Raw genomic sequence first — 17,963 nt, forward strand, 5'->3', positions numbered from 1 at the left:
GTATGCTTAGTGATTTGTTCAAGTAAAAGAAGAAAATTTAATCGTATAAAAGGCGTATTAATTGCGCCAGATCAAGCTCGCCATACGGCCTGTTTGTCCGTCGCGGCGATAAGAGAAAAACTGTGATTTATCAGTGACAGTACAGTACTCACCACCATATATTTTAACCACGCCTAATTGTGCCAGTTGCTGACGTGCCAGTAAGTAGATATCAGCCATGTATTTTTCATGTTTGGCTGTAAAGGCTTGTTGATGCACAGGGTTTTGTAAGCAAAAACACTCTTTAACGTCTTGCCCGACTTCAAATTGCGAAGGACCAATGGCAGGGCCTAACCAAGCAATAATATCGCTCGCTGGCGCTTGAAAGTGCGAAACCGTGTTTGCCAATATACCTTGCGCTAAACCACGCCAGCCACCATGGACAGCAGCGACTTCATCCCCAGAACTCGAGCAAAGCAATACTGGTAAACAGTCTGCGGTCATTATCGCCAGCGGCTGCTTTATTAATCGGGTGTAAAGCGCATCAGCAGAGCGTAGTTCGCTTAAATCAGACTGCTCATCAATCACGACTACATCGCTGCTATGTGTTTGGTTTAACCACACAGCAGGGTTTGGCAGCTGATTTGTAAGTAAGGCGCGATTTGCAAGCACAGCTTGCTCATCATCACCAACATGTAAACCCACATTAAAACTATCAAAGGGTGCAGCCGAAACACCGCCCTGTCGGGTGGTACTCAGTGCGCTAACAGAGTTTGGGGCAGTCCATGCTGGTGTGATCATAAAGCTTAAAACTCGATATTTGGGTTTGCTTTAGTATCAGCGCGTAAAGCTTCTGTCATAGCTGCCATATCATCTGGAATTGGCGCTTGCCAAGTCATTAGCTCACCAGTGATTGGGTGCGCAATTGATAGCTTAACAGCATGTAATGCTTGGCGTTTAAAGTCGCGTAGCATTTGAAACAGCTCAGGTGTAGCACCTTTTGGCGGGCGCGGACGATCACCATACAGTTGGTCGCCAACTAATGGGTGGTTTAAATAAGCCATGTGTACACGAATTTGGTGAGTACGGCCTGTTTCTAGGCGTAAACGTAAGCGTGTATGTGCACGGAATTTTTCTGCAACACGATAATGCGTAACCGCTGGTTTGCCCATTTCATGCACGGCCATGTGAGTACGTTTTGTTGCATGACGACCAATTGGTTTTTCAACCATGCCACCAGCAGTCATTGTGCCATTACAAATTGCTTCGTATTCACGGGTGAAGTTTTCACGCTTTTGTAATGCAGATACTAAATGTGTTTGTGCCGGAATTGTTTTCGCCACCACCATTAAACCAGTAGTGTCTTTATCTAGACGATGCACAATACCCGCACGAGGTACATTAATAATGTCAGGATAATGGTGCAGTAAAGCATTTAATACCGTGCCATCTGGGTTACCCGCACCTGGATGAACGACTAATCCCATTGGTTTATTAATTACCAAAATATCATCGTCTTCATAAACGATGTTTAATTTGATATTTTGTGCCTCATATTCACGAGGGGCTTCGATGGTTGTTTCTACACTCACCATTTCGCCACCGAGTAGTTTTTCGCGCGGTGTGTTTAATATTTCACCGTTTACAGTGATTTTATCATCCAAAATCCACGTTTTTATACGTGATCGAGAATAATCAGGGAACAATTGCGCTAATACTTGGTCTAGACGTTTACCGCCAAGGTCAATTGGAACCTCGGCTTGGAGAGAAATTTGCTCTGACATTAGTAACTTTACCCAATTTACCAGTGCAAGCTGTGCTCGACTGGGTTAGAATCGCTTTAATATAATACGTATAGTTTACTCGGTTTTCCTCACTTGGCCTAGCCGAAGACATCGAAGGTAAGAAATAAAATGATAAATAAAATAGGGAAACGTGCGTTCGCCATAGTTTTTTCAGTATCTGTACTTGGCTTAGGTGCCTGTTCATCAGCACCGGATCAAGAAGATATCCAACGCGTTCCTAATAAATCTGCACAAGCTTTATATGAAGATGCAAAACAAACATTAGATTCTGGCTTATATGCCCGTGCAATTGAGCTATTAAGCGCTATTGATTCTCGCTACCCTTTTGGTCCTTTATCAAAACAAGTACAAATGGACTTAGTGTATGCGCATTATCAAGCAGGTAATACTGAGCAAGCACTCGCAACAATCGACCGTTTTATTCGCTTAAACCCAAACCATAAAGACTTAGACTACATGTACTACATGCGTGGCTTGGTAAACATCAAAGCGGATGAAAACGCATTCCAAGAATATTTTGGTGTAGACCGTGCTGACAGAGATGCAAACCGTACTCGTGTCGCATTTACAGACTTATCAACGCTATTAAAACGTTTTCCTAACAGTGCTTATGCGCCAGAAGCGAAAAAACGTTTAGTGTGGCTACTGAATAAAATGGCTCGCTATGAGTTAAAAGTTGCTGAATACTACTATGAGCGTGAGGCATACCTTGCTGCAGCAAACCGTGGTAAATACGTGGTTGAGCACTACTCACAAAGCAGCTACCTTGATCAAGCGCTAGAGATCATGGAAAAAAGCTACAACAAACTTGGCTTACCTGAGCTGAGTGAACACGCTAAAGCAACACGTGAAGCTAATAAGCGTTAAAAATAAACTAAAAGCAAAAAAGGCGCCTAAGGCGCCTTTTTTAATATTTGCGATCGAATATACCCAAACCACCTCAAGGTGCGAGTTTCAGTTGGAATTAAATCGCATCTTCGTCTTCTTCAGCGGTACGAATTCGTACTACACGCTCAACGTCAGTGACAAAGATTTTACCGTCACCAATTTTACCTGTTTGCGATGTTTTAACGATAACATCGATAGCACGGTCAACATCTTCATCGCTTAATACGATATCTAGTTTCACCTTAGGTAAAAAGTCCACCATATACTCAGCACCGCGATAAAGCTCGGTGTGCCCTTTTTGACGGCCAAAACCCTTAACTTCGCTAACCGTCATACCTGTGATGCCCACGTCTGATAATGCTTCGCGTACATCATCAAGCTTAAATGGTTTAATAATTGCTTCGATTTTTTTCATTTTCGGATTACTTATTATTTCTCGATTGCCTCGATTTTAGACAATCCCATTGCTGATGGCAAACAAAGCTATGAATTACGGTGATTAAATCAGCAATCATGATATTATTAAACAAAGTGATTCAAAATAGAGACAACAATGAAATCATTGCAACAGGGTTTTACATTATTGGAGTTAATGGTCACGATTGCTATTGTAGGTATTATTGCAACTATTGCGATCTGGGATAGCTCAGACATGCTTGAAAATGACCGTGCAGAGAGCTATTTGTTAGAGTTAAAACGCACACTCAGTTTTGCACGCGCAAAAGCAACAAGTAGTGATGCAATTATTGTTGTTTGTAGTGGCAACACTTCAAGAGTTGAAAGTAACAGACGAGTTCCATGTTTAAACGATTGGAGCCAAGGTACTGTATTCGTCTTTTTCGATTCGAATCAAAATGGCGTTTATAACCCAAGAGTTGGCGATATCATTTTAAGAGTCATGGAAGAAGTTCCAGAAAGCAGTCAGTTAAATTTCACTGGAGATAATTCTATTATTTTTGATACCAGCGGTATGCTCACGTCAAGTCAAGGAAAGTTCACTTACTGCCCTTCAAAAGCTGATGACGATAATAACAAACAACTAGAAGTATTTACCTCAGGGACTGCTTTATATATTGGTACTACGACAGATGGCTGTAATTAAGCTTGGTAAATTGACAGCCCACACTCTCGAATTATAGTTAAATAAACAGTCGCAATTTTGGAGTCTTCAAGGATGAAGGCATTTACAACTCTGCGCAGCCTCAATGGAGCGACGTTAATTGAAAGCCTAATAGTGTTATCAATTTTATCACTCCTGCTGCATTTCGTCTTATTTGAATATAAGCCACTTCTGGCCAAAAACCGTTTAGAAAGCAACATGCAAACGGTGAAAAGAGCGCTGCAGTTTACTCGCCTAAAAGCGCAAACAAATGATGCCTATGTCACCTTCTGCGCCTTAAAACACAACAGATGCAACAAAGCTATATGGCACAAATCGTTAACCGTTTTTGTAGACAGAGGCGTGCTAGGTGTATTTGAAAGTGGTGATACCAAATTAATGGAAATCGAAGCGATTAATAAATTTGATATGCTGACTTATCCGCGTCATTCAGTCACATTTAGCCCAGCAGGTATGCCGATGGGGCTAGGTAATGGTACTTTTATCTACTGCCCAGAATATAGTAAAGCAAGCCTCAAAGGGCTTGCTATAAGCGTTAGTCCATTTGGACGGGTCAGGTTAATTGATACTGATAAATGCCAAACTGATAATTGATAAAGCTTATTTACCCCAACATGTGCTTGAATCAGCAGACCCTGTTGACGTTTTTAAACCCGTATCAGAAATAGATAAAGTTTTGCACTCGCTATCCTGTAACGGCGGTCCAGACTCAGGTGTTGCCTTAAATATAAATGTACCTGCGTCATTATCTACCTCGACACTAATGGTATAAAAGTTATTTTCTGTAGTACTAGAAACACCTAAATCAGCAATTGTGCTTGTATATTCTCGATTATCGACAAAATACTGCTCTTGCTTATTAGCTGCATCTAATAACGAAGTAATTGCCTCAGTTCGAGCAGTACGTTTTACGTGCTCAAAATAACTAGGAATAGCAATGCTCGCGATGATCCCCAAGATAGCTACAGTAATCATAAGCTCGATTAGCGTAAAACCGTTATGACCCTTTTTTCTTATAAAGTTCATTTTTTAAAAACCTATATGATTGTTTTTTTACAGGAATTACCCCTATTTGTTCTTATCTTAGATGGCTAACAATAATTATGCAATTAAGGCGAGTATTCAAATCGCTACCACATGCTCTGCCTTAACATCTAAGGCAGAGCATTCGCTTAGTGCTTTATTGGCTATTATCGTTTCGCTCTTGCTTGTAGATGAAAGTTTGTTGTGTTTTAAAGCCAAAGCCAATAGGCACTGCATCACTAACAAGCTTAATTTTACCGTCTTCAACAGTTATACCTGGACCTAAGATTTCTTGAACCTTAAATGGGTTTTCTTGCCCCTTAATACCAGGTCCAATTGTTAGAAATTGACTTAACTCTTCGACTTTATCTTCAGTATCTTTAATGACATCTGGGTTGTCAGGATCAGGTAAGTCATCACAATAGCCATTATTATTATTATCAACACAACTATTCCCCACGCCAAAATACAACTGAGGTGTGTCCGGAACATCATTGGAAGTAGTAAATTTCAGGCTATCGTAAACCTTTGTGCCATAGTGTAAATGAAAGGCATATACGCTTCCTGAGCCACCAGTTAACGAGCACTGGTTAGTTGTCTCGGTTGCAGAAGCAGGGGTATAGCTTGTGAAATAGGCAACACCCCCTATAACTGTACTCGCAGCAAGTGATTTTTCTCCCACTGACGGGAGGTTATAATACCAGCCTTTATAAGCTCCAAGTTCAACTTCTAGCTTGGTAAATTTATCAACATTATCCAGCGCATTACCAAATGGATCTGAATCCATATTCATTAAATCAGATTGAGTGATTACTTTGGGTACGTCACTACCTACAAAAGATTGAGTAACTGTATTAATATCTCGAATCATGAAAAGTTGATCCTTAGTTACTGTTGAAGTTGGCTTTGAACGATTACCACTGCCAACTAAAACTGCATCAAAGGGTGTATCTTTTCGAGAAAATATTTTTTTCCCATTAATAGTTGTTTCTGTTACCTTACTGAACATAGTTCTTGCTATCAGCGGCTTGTAGAAAAAACGCCTATCTTGCGTACTCAAAGAACTGCCCAAGCTTGCAAGTTTGAAGTGAGTCCAGGGACTATCAGAGCTATTTGGTTTTTCACTCGGCATATCTATTCGCCAAATATCACCACCTGTGTCAGTTGCATATAAACGGTCAACAAAGCCATCATAATCCGAATCAAGAACACTAACATCAGCCGCAATACTGTGCTTACCTTTAAAACCGTTTTCGGTTGGAGTTAGTGCCCAAATTTTATTTCCTGTTTGCGCATCAACAATATAGATCCCGCGGCCTTCGTTATCATCTGTTCGGATCACGTTATCCTTGTTGGTGTCGTAACCTGCACCAAAAATCAATACAGGGCGGTTTTTGTAACCTTCCATATTAATATAGGTAACCGTAGGCTTAGACCAAGTTTGACCTAACTCTTTGAAGTCACCGGAACCACCTTCAATAGGTTGATCCCACAGTAAACTTGGTGAGTCGGGGTTTGTAATATCTAAGCCATAGTAATAATTACCACCACGCCTCAAACCAAAAAATGCCCAAACACGATCACTCCCATTTACCACACCATCATTATTTTTGTCATCGAAAAATACAGATATTGGACCATCAACACCATATACTTTAGTGTTCGCTTGATTCTCTCGTAGCGGCCTAATTATTTTGTACAAACTACTTGGAATAAATGCCCAGCTTTCTTTAAGAACGTCCTTTTTATCTTGGAAAAAGTGTAAAAAGCCTGCATTTGTACCAATTAAAATGCGAATGTCATCATTACCATAATCAATTGTAACGGGTTTAGAATGTAGCGGATCACCGAAAATATCTTGTCGCTGGTCCACTGATGAAGAATCTCCATCCTCGTTATCAACATCTATCCCGCGCGCCCAATCAATTGTTTTTTGTAATTGTGACTTATCAACCCCAAACAACTTCGCGGCTTTTTCATCGCCACCTAAGGCACTCGAAACATTTGCTTTTGTAAAATCTACTAGACTAGACTTACCCGCGTCTGTGTATAACTTTCGCGATGCTAGTTTAGTTAAATGTAGATTTACGCCACCACGTTGCACTGTATTTCCATCAGCTTCTTCATTAGTTGGTAGCCAGAACGTTCTCGTTTTATTAGAAATCAAACCATCTTCATTAAGTGCAGATTTACCTGTTGAATCAACAATTTGATCACCAGACACTTTTAATTTTTTCAAATTTCCACGCCAACGCGCACCCGTTTCAGGGTAAAACATAGCGTAGTAAATCGATTCGCGGCTACGGGTTTGATCAACATTGTTACTCGCGATTGACGGTGAAGTGAAACTATCATTTACTTCACGGATTTGGGTGATTGTATTTTTCAATGCCTCGGATAATTGCTCCGACGTATTCGCATGCAGGTACTGGCCACCGCCTAATCGAGCGGTTTCCGAAAGTAGAGTTTTACCGTTATTACTCATCCCACTACCAAAGCCGATGGTATATACACGCCCTGTTTCATGGATATCCGTTGTGGTTGGCCTTAAGTCGACTTCAACATCATCAGTGCCATGTATGATCTGAGCTAACTTGTGTAGGAGAACCCCTGCAATTTTATCTGAGTTATAAAGGTAGGTCCCAAAATGAGAGTAAAAAAGATTGCTAATATTTCCATCTTGTTGATTATCTGAACCTGCAGAAGGGTCACCATCGGTCATATAAATAATATTGACCGAGTTATCACAACGCTTAACTTCTTCGGAGTTATCAAATGGAGAAATATAGGTATAGTCGTATTTTGGATTCCACCAACTACCTGTCTGTTTCCTTTTCTCAATTGACGTATCTCTGAGCGCTTCATTAACTTTTTCACCGTAAAAAACATTTTGTCCTGTAATATACAGATATGCTTCCCAGAGGGTTTCTGTTAGAGGGGTCCCCCCATTTGCAGGTAAGGCGGCAATTGTTTGTTTTAAGAAGGAACTAGACGAACCTATCCCAGATAATACATAACCACCATCAGTACTATTAAAGCGCATCAAGCCAAAGTCAATATCGTCATTACCTTCAACTAAGCTTGTTATAGCACTTTGTGCAACACCTAACCGACTATCAGAACAAAGGATATAGCCTGAATAATTACTGTAACCACAGCTGTTACCAGTCGATGTTGAGAAGGCCATACTTCCAGAAGTATCGAATACAATTAATACGCGAGGTTTCTCATCGAGATCAACATTATGATTGACATAAAGCTCTATATCTTCGGCGTGGCCCAAAAAACTAATTACAGCTAATGAAGCTAGCAATATTCGTTGAGTAATTTTTTCTATATTCATTACTTTTCTCCACTAACCACCGGTATTGAGGCTAGCCATTTCTTGGGCAACGCCTGTGCTGATCGTTAAGGTATGTTTACTCTTAGTGCCATAAGTAATAGTGGTATCAACTTGGACCATGTTACATGATACACCGGCAGTAAAGTTAAATTTACGTGGGCATGGTAAATCTAGCACACCATTATTTAGGTTTGTCATAGTATTAGATGCGCCATCCATATCATCCATATCAAAACCTCCCTCAGGTATTTCAGATGCTTTCATTAAAAAAGCACTATTGCCACCTGCTGCCGCTTCATTAGCGATAACTTTTTGCACTATACCAATTAGACTATTTTCGGCCGTTTCTCGCTCTTGGGCTGAGTTTGCAACTTTAATATCTACACTACTGCTACTCATCAATGTAACAGCAATACCTGTTACAGCAACGACCATAATCAATGCTATAACTAGTACAATACCCTGCTGTTTATGCAAACTTGAAACGCTATATTTTTTATTTCTATTGATTAAAACTTTTTCCATAACCAACCCATTTAAAAATATCCACCCAACACCCTTAGCGAAAATTCAACTATCAAAAACAAAAGCACTATAAAAAGCTAGCAAATTAATACTAGTACAAGATTATTATAAAAAATATATAATATCAATCCAAAAATGTTAATCAGCAATGTTAAACAATGAGATAACAACGATTTAAAAAATAAGATCCAACATTTTCAAGAACATAGAAGTATAAAAAGAATAAAATCATAAGCTAACCATAAAGAGGGAATGAAAATGCAAATCTATAAAAACAGAGCCTACAATTTAAAAATTTGAAGAAATTTATATTATTAATAAAAACCCATTTAAACAAAAAAAGCCCAAATAAATTTGGGCCATCTGAAATAAGAAAATAAGATTTTAATATATAACTACAAGCTATTATCATTCCTCTATAGTTTATATATATAGCTTTGTTTGACTTTTAATTTAAGAGGTTCTTTATCATATAATTGAACTTTTCCATTTTCATCAATCGTCGGCATTGGGCCATTAATAGATCCAACCTCTATTTTCTCACAATCTTCAATGCAATTTATATCTTTTGGAGGTAATGGAAATAGGTAAACTTTTCCATCTTTCACATACATTGTCGGTGTATCGGGTAATTCTGAAGCAGTTGGGCTCCTCCACCAATCGTAAACTTTTGTTCCGTAATGAAGATGAAAAGCATAAAGGTAGCCTTGGCCAGCAGCAATAGAGCATTCAAAACGTGACTTTGAGCTTGTATCTGGTTTATGAGTAGTAAAATATGCAATCCCACCAATTACAGTTGCTTTGGCTGTGGCTTTTTCTCCCCACCCTAAATTGAAAAACCACCCATCTTTACCAGCTAGGTCTACTTCTAATTCTTGAAAGTCATGTATATTATCAGTCACTTTTGAAAAAGGATCACTGTTAACATTCATTAAATCTGTTTGTTTAATTGTCTCGGGTATCTCGCTATTTTTGAAGCTGCGAGTTACAGTATTTGCATCACGGATCATGTAGAGTTTGTCACTCACTTTTAAATTTAAAGGATCAGTACGATCTCCACTACCAATAAGTACCGCATCAAAAGGGGTATCAATTCTTGAAAAAGTTTTTTCACCATCGATTGTTGTTTCTGTTACTTTACTGAACAGAGTTCTAGATACATAAGGCTCATAAAAAAATCGACGGTTGTTATTGCCTAACTTTGCCAGTTGATAGTGCGTCCAGTTACGAGAGTCATTTGTAGCTAAATCTACTCGCCAAATACCACCACCTGTGTCACTTGCATACAATCGGTCTGTATATCCATCATAGTCAGAATCAAGTAAATGTATGTCTGAAGCTATACTATGCTCACCTTTAAAGCCACCTTCTGAGTTTGTTAACGCCCATAATCTTTTACCTGTTTCTGCGTCAACAATATACAACCCTCGACCTATTGAGTCTGCTGAGATAGAGTTATCTTTGTTAGTGTCGTAACCCGCACCAAAAATCAGAACAGGTCTATTTTCATAGCCTTTAAGATTAATAAAGGTAACCTTTGGTTTAGACCAACTTTGCGCCAGCTCTTTAAAACCTGCAGCGCCACCAACAATGGGAGCACCCCACATTAACTTCGGCGAATTAGGGTTTGTAATATTGAGTGCATAATATTCATTACCACCCCGTCTTAAACCAAAAAATGCCCACACCCTATCAGCACCATTAACAACACCGTCGCTATTCTTGTCATCAAAGAATATTGAGATTGGGCCATCTACCCCATACACCTTACTTCGTTTTTCTTTATCTCTTAATGGCTTAATAATTTTATATAAACTTCTTGGTATAAATGCCCAGCTTTCACTCAATACATCATTTTTATCCTGAAACATATGTAAATAGCCTGCATTAGTGCCCACAAGTATGCATACATCATCATTCCCATAATCTATTGTGGCAGGTTTAAAATGCAATACATCTCCAAAAATATCATGTCGAGTGTCATTAGTAAGGCCGTCTTGATTTTCATCATCAACATCACGGCCTCTAGACCAGTCTATAAGATCAAACACTTCATCTGGATCAGACTCAAAATCTTCAGCGGCTTTAAAACGATTTCCGTAATGGATAATGACTCTATAGTCAGTAAATGGAAGCATTCGACCACCAGAAACATTTGTCAAAACCTTCCTGTCTTTATTAGGGATACTAGATTGGGTTGATAAAAATAAATTAACACCTCCTTTATCAACAAACCCACCATCTGCTTTTAGACTCTCATTTGATTGCCAATATGTTTTAGCTTTAGATAAAATTGCGCCATTACTATCAAGAGCAGGTTTAGCATCCGCACCGATAATTACACCATTTGAAACTTTTAGCTTTTTCAGATTTCCTCTCCAACGAGCATGATTTGAAGGCAAAAACATTGGAAAATATACTGCATCACGGTGTGATAATTTATCTGAATTATTTGATGCTACCGCTGGCGAAGAAAAAGTTGAGTTAGCCTCTCTAATATTGTCAACAACATAAGAAAATGCCTCACTTAGCGCTTCTGGAGAGTCTGCGAAAATATAGTCACCCCCCCCATTATCAGCAGTCGCCTGTAAAATATCTCCTGCGTTTTTGGCTAAGCCTTTACCAAAACCTATCGTGTAAACATTTGCGCCATCTACAACACTTGTTGCAGGGTAAATATCCCTTTTTTCATTCTCTTTACCATGAAGAATTGTTGCCATTGATGGTAAATAACTCTTCCCAACTGCTCCTGGTTCAGTACCATAAATACTTTTGTACAAGCGTTTAATAAAGTCATCTTGATTAAAATCCCAATAAGGCTCACCGTCTGTCATCAAAATGATATTAACGCTATTATCGCAACGAATTGGATCACCTGAGTTCTGCTTGAAAGGAGAAATATACTTACCACTTTGTTCTATAGAAGTATCGCGTTCAACGGGGTCTACTAAATTAGCATAGAATATTTCATCGCCCGATAGGTATCGCCACGCTTCTGTAATGGTTTCAACAAGGGGTGTTCCTCCCTGTAAAGAATTTACATCCCAGTTTCTTATGGTATTTTTAATCGCCTTATGGTTTGTACCAATTCCATGAATAATATATCCACCAGTGCCTTTAATAAGCCGCATTAAACCAAACTCAATATCACTATTGTCGTTAATTAATTTAATCATCGCCTCCTGTGCGACTTCTAATCGACTTCCTTCGGGACATAGTATGAGTTTCCCCTTATTCATACAGACTCTGCCCGTCTCTATAGAGAATGCCATGCTATTTGATGTATCAAAAACGAGTAAAATTCGTAACTTTTCGTCTTCCGAAACTTTATAATTTATATATAGATCAATATCTTCAGCAAAAATACTTGGGCTGAAAACACTAAAAAAAATAAAAAATAGGCTACTTAATTTGATTTTCATACTAGCCTTACTCCATTAATTATCACTATTTAAGCTCAGCATTTGTTGAGCTATTCCTGTTGTAATAGTGAGGTTGTGCTTACTTTTCGAACCATATTTAATAACTGAATTTATCTCAATCATATTGCACTTTAAGCCTTCGGTATCGTCAAAGCGCCTAGGACAATTCAATGGCAGAGGGCCTTCATTCCTGTTAAACATCCTGTTTGTAGTATCACCTAGGTTACCTAAGTTAATACCAGCGTCACCAATTTGTTCCTTATTTAAGAAAAAGCGGCTGTTACCTCGCGCACTTGCTTCATTTGCTATAATATTTTGTACATCACCCATTAACACGTTTTCAGCTACTCCCCGCTCTTGAGCTGCATTAGTAATTTTTATATCAACACTACTGCTGCTTAACAGAGTTACTGCAATCCCCGTAACCGCCACCACCATGATCAAAGCAACGATTAACACCACCCCTTGTTGTTTCCTTTGCAAGGTTAGATGCGCCATAAATTTGCTCCAACATTATTCAAGCGTATTGTTGTTGTGAACACGGCTCGACGAAAATTATCTTTGAAACTCAGCTCTTTCTTACTGGCATCTTCACCCAATGTGTAAGTCTGGTTTTTTAGTTTTAAGTTTGAATCCGGTAAGAGCGATCTAACAAGTAAAAAAACTTGTACTGTTAAAATGCCTCTTCGATTTTCCCAGTCGCTGTTTGTCATTTGGTTTATGCTTTTGTAAGTATCTACTCGGCTATTGTTCGTGGTATCTAGACCAAATACAAAATGCATATTCTCCACGCCTTCCATCACACTTTCAGTTTCCATTTTCTTTTTCACTGTTAGGCGTTTTCGGCGTAAAACGGGGACTTTAACTGATTGATCATTTATTTTGAATGAGTCTTCAACAATATAGTAAACATGGTGTCGATAACGCCATATAGTTGCATTACCATTGATAGATGCGGCCAAAATTGGACCTTTTCTAAATTCAGCCCGCTCTTGCTCAGCAATGAAGTAGTAATAGTCTTTGCTTGTCTGGTTAGGTTGGATCTGCAGCCCTTCAAGAAACTTCATCTGTAAAACATCAGTATTTTTCTTTGCATTGTTGATACAACTAAGCGCAGAACCATCTGAGGTTTCTACTGCATAAACCGAGCGAAAATTACTATTTGCACTGTCAGCAGGGAAGCTCGCATTATTGAGGCCTTCTGAGCAGTCACCTGTAGGGTTATTTACAGCATCCGTATTAGTATTTTCATCTGAGAACGAGTCTTCATAGAATGTTCCCCAAAAGCCAATCTGTTCTATATCACGCTGCATGATATTTAAAGCTAACCGACCTGTTTCCTGCAATTCACCAATCGTCATGGTGTCTCGTGTTGTTACTTTCATACTTAAATAAGTAAACATCACCCCACCAAGCACTATGCCGCCAATGAATAAAGCGACCATCATCTCAACAAGTGTAAATCCAGTTTGCTTTTTCATCTTATGACCTTAAGTATATGTAGCTTTCAAGCACGACTAAACGGCGCTTGTCGTTTTGTGTTCCACAATCAATAGCAGCTGTCGCATTATTTGCTTTTTGCTCCTGCCTACCTTGCCAGCTGATCACCACCCTTATATTAAATTCACTCGCATTTCCTGCTGCGACTGGGGTGTTATTTATACACACAGTGGCATTATCTAAAGCACCCGTATTTTCACGAGCTTGAATTGCGCGGATCCATTGTTGTTTATCAAACTCAGCTATATTTTTTGCAGTACAAGCGGAGTTAAAACATGCCTGAGCTTTGTCGGCTGATGATTGACTACTAAACTCTCCATTGTATAAACCGGCAAAACCCGAAGAGTCATTTGCTCTCATACGTTGGATTATGTCATTACCAAGTGCCACAGCAGCTGCACGCTGCATTGAATCAAAGCTAGCTTGTTTTGCTTTAGCTTGTAAGGCCACGGCACCTAATAAACCAAAACTCAAAATAACAAAGGCAATAAGCACTTCAATAAGCGTAAAGCCTTTCTGCTCAGAATGTTTAATCATGGTGAAGTTCATTGATACTTTTACATACCATAAGAATATTACGACACAGATAAATAACAATCTGTATATGGACAAGCGGTCATAATGCGCGATAAACGGTACCGAAACTTTCTTCAGAGCAAAGTAATAAACAATAAAGAAGCTGGGACTTTAGGAGATAAGCTGCTGCATTGAGAGTTTTTATTATTTACCCATTACAGCTTTTACATTTTTAAGCTCTCGACGACTAACAGACAAAGGCTCTTTAAACTGCTTCATCGTGACTGTATGTCCACCAGAAGAAGGACTATTAAGGCTTACAATTTGTTGCTTATTGACAAGTGTATTACGATGAATTCTGAGTAGCCGCAGAGGATAGGTTTGCTCAAGTTGTTTTAAACTTTGCTCAACAAGTGCCTCACCTTCAAAAAACACCACCCGCGTGTATTTTTGCTCTGCAATACAGCAAATAACATCATCTATATTTACTCTTCTTAATACGCCTGCAAGTTGATAGCAAATATAGTTATTTTCAGGTGTTAATACTTGAGTTCGGTTTAATTTACTAAGCTGCGCCATTGCTTTTGTTAAAGCTTGCTCGGATACAGGTTTAACTAAATAGCCATCTACTGCGAGCTCAAATGCAGTTAACGCATACTCAGGATGCGCTGTTAAAAACATCACTGCTGGGGGGATCGAAAACTGTTTTAGTTCAGCAGCTACTTCAAGGCCCGACTGCTTGGGCATATTAATATCCAGCATCACTAAATCAGGCTGGAGCTGCTTACAAAGTTCAATCACCTGTTCGCCGTTACTGGCTTCACCTACAACTGTGCAAAGTTCGTTGGTAGCTAATAAACGTTTAATACGCGCCCTTGCTAAAGGCTCGTCATCAGCAATTAAAATTTTTATCATGCGCTTCTCTTCTTAGGTATCACCAGTTTCACCCTAAAGATCTCATCACGAACAGTCGTAGTCAGTTGCGCTTTTTGATGATAGAAAAGTGACAAACGCTGACGGATGTTTTCAAGTGCCATACCGTTGCCTGCTCGTGAATGGCTCCCTTGCTTCGCTACAGGGTTAGTTATAATGAAAGTATAAGCTTTGTTCGATTGATACATCTCGACAGAAATGTTGCCCTGCTCTGCTGGCTCTACGCCATAAAAAACCGCATTTTCAATAATCGGCTGTATTGTTAGACACGGAATATCTATATCTGGCAACTCGTCAGGTAATTTCCAGCTTAATGCTAGGCGTTCGCCATAGCGCCAACGTTCAAGTGCCACATACTGCTGGCATAAAGTGATTTCATCAGCAAGCTTTATGGCTTTACCGCTGCGCATTGCGGCCTGCGACAGCGCCGCCAGCGCCAAAATTGCTTGTTCAGCCGCCTCAGCATCATAATGGGTAAGCTCAGCAGCAGTGTTTAAACTATTAAACAAAAAGTGAGGGCGTATTCTTGCTTGTAATGCATCAAGTTCAGCCTGCGCTAACGCTTTCGTTTTTTGCTCTTTTTGATTATGAATAAGCAGGAATTGGCTGAACAACGCGGTGACCAAAAATATGATCAGTAAATTACTGACAATAAAGTTAGCTCTCGACTCCATAGCGAACACATCTGAAAACACAGACAAAAACAGCCAGCTAAAAACAGACGTTAATGCCAGTAAAGTGGATATCAGAATGAATAACTGTTTAGGGTGCGACAGCTTTGTAAGTAGAGCCCGGCATACATACAGTAACGACAAGCTTGAAAGAAAAATTAGATGTAAAAAGCAGCTAAATATAGCTAGACGTAACCAAACATCACCTAAGCTCATTGGTGAAAAGGCGAGTAAAATAGCAATGACTTGGCTGACGATCAGTGTGGCAAGGACACCACGAGATTGAAAAAGAGCCGCAATCAGCAAGCCGTTTGAATTAGGCTGTTTGCTCATGGGCTCCTCTTTTAACTGTTGACTACTATTTGCTTAGATTAGCGTAGCTCAACAGGAACGGCAAATACTATGTTCTCTTCTTCGCCAGGATTTTCAACAACTTGATTGCCACCCAATTCTTTTAGACGAGCAATAACTTGTTGAACTAAAACTTCTGGTGCAGATGCACCTGCAGTAACACCCACCGCATTTACATTGTTGAACCAATCAGCTTCAACATTACTTGCATCATCAATCAAATAAGCCATAGTGCCCATTTTATCGGCAAGCTCACGTAAACGATTAGAGTTAGAGCTATTTTTAGCCCCAACTACAAGCAATACATCCACTTTATCAGCTAAGTCACGCACTGCATCTTGACGGTTTTGCGTAGCATAACAAATGTCATCTTTACGCGGGCCATCAATTGCTGGAAACTTAGTGCGTAATGCATCAATCACATCTGCTGTATCATCTACAGATAACGTTGTTTGGCTACAGTAAAACAGGTTCTCAGGGTTTTTAACCGTTAAGTTTGCAACATCTTCTGGCGTTTCTACTAAGTAAATACCACCTGCTTCGTTATCGTACTGCCCCATTGTACCTTCTACTTCTGGATGACCATGATGGCCAATTAACACACACTCAGTACCTTTACGGCTTGCACGTGTTACTTCCATATGTACTTTTGTTACCAACGGGCAGGTTGCATCAAATACCTTAAGGTCACGACGCTTTGCCTCGCTTCGAACAGCTTGTGATACACCATGCGCACTAAAGATAACAATGCTGTCGTCAGGAACCTGATCTAGCTCTTCAACAAAGACTGCACCGCGATTTTTCAAGCCATCAACAACATATCGGTTGTGAACGACTTCATGACGCACATAGATTGGCTTTTCAAAGATATCGAGTGCGCGCTCCACAATACTGATTGCACGGTCAACGCCTGCGCAAAAACCACGTGGGTTCGCTAATAAAATATCCATTAACCTGTTACCTCTAAAATATCGACTTCAAAGGTTAAGCGTTGCCCTGCAAGTGGGTGGTTAAAGTCAATAGTAACTGACTCACCTTGCACTTCACGAACAAGACCAGGTAACTCTGTACCATCAGGCTGAGTAAAGGCAATAATATTACCTACTTCAGCAGGCGTGTCTGCACCAAACTTGCTGCGGTCAACATAGTAGATGTTATCTGGATTTGGCTGACCAAATGCATCTTCTGGCTCTAATGCAAATGACTTACTTTCACCAGCCGCTAAACCGAGTAAACACTTTTCAAAGTTTGCTGTCAGGCTGCCATCACCCATTCGCAATTTTGCAGGCTTATTATGTACTTTAGTTGAATCGGCTGCTGAGCCATCTTCTAACTTAATTGAGAAATGAAAGATCACTTCAGAGTTTTCACCAATTACAGCTTGGCTCATGCTTGTTGCTCCTTAGGACTTTCGCCTGTGAAGGCATCAAATAAAAGTAATGCGGCACCGATACAAATCGCACAATCGGCAATATTAAAAACAGGAAAGTGCCAGTTTTCGTAATATACATGCAGGAAGTCAATAACATAGCCATACGCGATTCGGTCGTATAAATTGCCTATTGCACCGGCTAAAACTAACGCATAAGCAGAACATAATACCTTGTTAGACGCAGGTAAACGTTTCAGCCACCACACTAAAAGCACACTGATCGACACTGCAATCAAACTAAAGAACCAGCGCTGCCAGCCACCTGAATCACTCAAAAAGCTAAATGCCGCACCATAGTTGTGTACATAGGTGAAGTTAAAGAATGGCAGAATATCTATCGACTCTTGATAGGCCATGGTATTAACGACAAGTGATTTTGTCGCATAGTCTACTACCAAAAGCAGTAGACTAAGCCATAACCAAACCAAGCCACTTTTTCCGGCTAGTTTGCTCAC

At 39.7% G+C, this 17,963-nt stretch carries 18 protein-coding genes; 3 read left to right on the forward strand and 15 right to left on the reverse strand.

The genetic code is table 11. The features are described from left to right. Nucleotides 1-57 precede the first annotated feature (57 nt). The gene (pgeF, locus tag L1272_RS03635) at nucleotides 58-780 is read right to left on the reverse strand and encodes a peptidoglycan editing factor PgeF (RefSeq protein ID WP_235372764.1); all 723 of its coding nucleotides are present in this window, start codon (nucleotides 778-780) and stop codon (nucleotides 58-60) included. Between the two features lie 5 nt (nucleotides 781-785). After that, a complete protein-coding gene (rluD, locus tag L1272_RS03640; protein WP_235372765.1) occupies nucleotides 786-1,763 on the reverse strand; it encodes a 23S rRNA pseudouridine(1911/1915/1917) synthase RluD in 978 nt (325 codons plus the stop codon). 129 nt (nucleotides 1,764-1,892) lie between these two features. On the opposite strand from rluD, the gene L1272_RS03645 reads away from it, so the two are divergent. Further along, nucleotides 1,893-2,651, forward strand: a complete 759-nt coding sequence (locus L1272_RS03645) for an outer membrane protein assembly factor BamD (RefSeq protein WP_054551747.1) — start codon at nucleotides 1,893-1,895, stop codon at nucleotides 2,649-2,651. 97 nt (nucleotides 2,652-2,748) lie between these two features. On the opposite strand, the gene L1272_RS03650 is transcribed toward L1272_RS03645, so the two are convergent. Next, nucleotides 2,749-3,087 carry a P-II family nitrogen regulator gene (locus tag L1272_RS03650; RefSeq protein ID WP_054551748.1) on the reverse strand — a complete coding sequence of 113 codons (339 nt, stop codon included), beginning with the start codon at nucleotides 3,085-3,087 and terminating at the stop codon, nucleotides 2,749-2,751. A gap of 138 nt (nucleotides 3,088-3,225) precedes the next feature. Between L1272_RS03650 and L1272_RS03655 the strand changes: the two genes are divergently transcribed. Together L1272_RS03655 and L1272_RS03660 are read left to right on the forward strand one after the other, a co-directional pair. Then, nucleotides 3,226-3,774: a GspH/FimT family pseudopilin gene (locus L1272_RS03655; protein WP_166339017.1), complete on the forward strand. Its 549-nt coding sequence runs from the start codon at nucleotides 3,226-3,228 to the stop codon at nucleotides 3,772-3,774. A gap of 72 nt (nucleotides 3,775-3,846) precedes the next feature. After that, the gene (locus L1272_RS03660; protein WP_199529258.1) at nucleotides 3,847-4,386 is read left to right on the forward strand and encodes a GspH/FimT family protein; all 540 of its coding nucleotides are present in this window, start codon (nucleotides 3,847-3,849) and stop codon (nucleotides 4,384-4,386) included. Nucleotides 4,387-4,392: 6 nt separating this feature from the next. Here the strand turns inward: L1272_RS03660 and L1272_RS03665 are convergent, their stop codons facing one another. The 12 genes from L1272_RS03665 to lspA form a co-directional block, all read right to left on the reverse strand. Continuing rightward, nucleotides 4,393-4,818, reverse strand: coding sequence for a type IV pilin protein (locus L1272_RS03665; RefSeq protein WP_235372766.1), 426 nt, complete (start codon nucleotides 4,816-4,818; stop codon nucleotides 4,393-4,395). Between the two features lie 154 nt (nucleotides 4,819-4,972). Further along, entirely contained in the window at nucleotides 4,973-8,158 is a 3,186-nt protein-coding gene (locus tag L1272_RS03670) for a pilus assembly protein (protein WP_235372767.1), read from the reverse strand. A gap of 12 nt (nucleotides 8,159-8,170) precedes the next feature. After that, complete coding sequence (locus tag L1272_RS03675; RefSeq protein ID WP_194441679.1) at nucleotides 8,171-8,683, reverse strand: pilus assembly PilX family protein; 513 nt, start codon at nucleotides 8,681-8,683, stop codon at nucleotides 8,171-8,173. A 416-nt stretch (nucleotides 8,684-9,099) separates the two neighbouring features. After that, on the reverse strand, nucleotides 9,100-12,105 hold the full coding sequence (locus L1272_RS03680; RefSeq protein WP_235372768.1) for a PilC/PilY family type IV pilus protein: 3,006 nt from the start codon (nucleotides 12,103-12,105) through the stop codon (nucleotides 9,100-9,102). 15 nt (nucleotides 12,106-12,120) lie between these two features. Then, nucleotides 12,121-12,603, reverse strand: coding sequence for a pilus assembly PilX family protein (locus L1272_RS03685; RefSeq protein ID WP_235372769.1), 483 nt, complete (start codon nucleotides 12,601-12,603; stop codon nucleotides 12,121-12,123). Then, entirely contained in the window at nucleotides 12,591-13,586 is a 996-nt protein-coding gene (locus tag L1272_RS03690) for a PilW family protein (RefSeq protein ID WP_235372770.1), read from the reverse strand. Before L1272_RS03690 ends, L1272_RS03685 begins: the two co-directional genes overlap by 13 nt. A 1-nt stretch (nucleotide 13,587) precedes the next feature. After that, nucleotides 13,588-14,142, reverse strand: a complete 555-nt coding sequence (gene pilV, locus L1272_RS03695) for a type IV pilus modification protein PilV (protein ID WP_194441683.1) — start codon at nucleotides 14,140-14,142, stop codon at nucleotides 13,588-13,590. Nucleotides 14,143-14,325: 183 nt separating this feature from the next. Continuing rightward, complete coding sequence (locus L1272_RS03700; protein ID WP_228482538.1) at nucleotides 14,326-15,036, reverse strand: LytR/AlgR family response regulator transcription factor; 711 nt, start codon at nucleotides 15,034-15,036, stop codon at nucleotides 14,326-14,328. Further along, nucleotides 15,033-16,058, reverse strand: a complete 1,026-nt coding sequence (locus L1272_RS03705) for a sensor histidine kinase (RefSeq protein ID WP_235372771.1) — start codon at nucleotides 16,056-16,058, stop codon at nucleotides 15,033-15,035. The genes L1272_RS03700 and L1272_RS03705 overlap by 4 nt, the downstream gene beginning before the upstream one ends. A gap of 38 nt (nucleotides 16,059-16,096) precedes the next feature. After that, complete coding sequence (gene ispH, locus L1272_RS03710; protein ID WP_235372772.1) at nucleotides 16,097-17,026, reverse strand: 4-hydroxy-3-methylbut-2-enyl diphosphate reductase; 930 nt, start codon at nucleotides 17,024-17,026, stop codon at nucleotides 16,097-16,099. Continuing rightward, complete coding sequence (gene fkpB / locus L1272_RS03715; RefSeq protein ID WP_054551758.1) at nucleotides 17,026-17,466, reverse strand: FKBP-type peptidyl-prolyl cis-trans isomerase; 441 nt, start codon at nucleotides 17,464-17,466, stop codon at nucleotides 17,026-17,028. Before fkpB ends, ispH begins: the two co-directional genes overlap by 1 nt. Beyond that, nucleotides 17,463-17,963: a signal peptidase II gene (lspA, locus tag L1272_RS03720; protein ID WP_054551759.1), complete on the reverse strand. Its 501-nt coding sequence runs from the start codon at nucleotides 17,961-17,963 to the stop codon at nucleotides 17,463-17,465. Before lspA ends, fkpB begins: the two co-directional genes overlap by 4 nt.

Origin of the sequence: Pseudoalteromonas sp. PAST1, from assembly GCF_021532515.1 — a bacterium.
GTDB classification, from domain to species: Bacteria; Pseudomonadota; Gammaproteobacteria; order Enterobacterales; family Alteromonadaceae; genus Pseudoalteromonas; species Pseudoalteromonas simplex.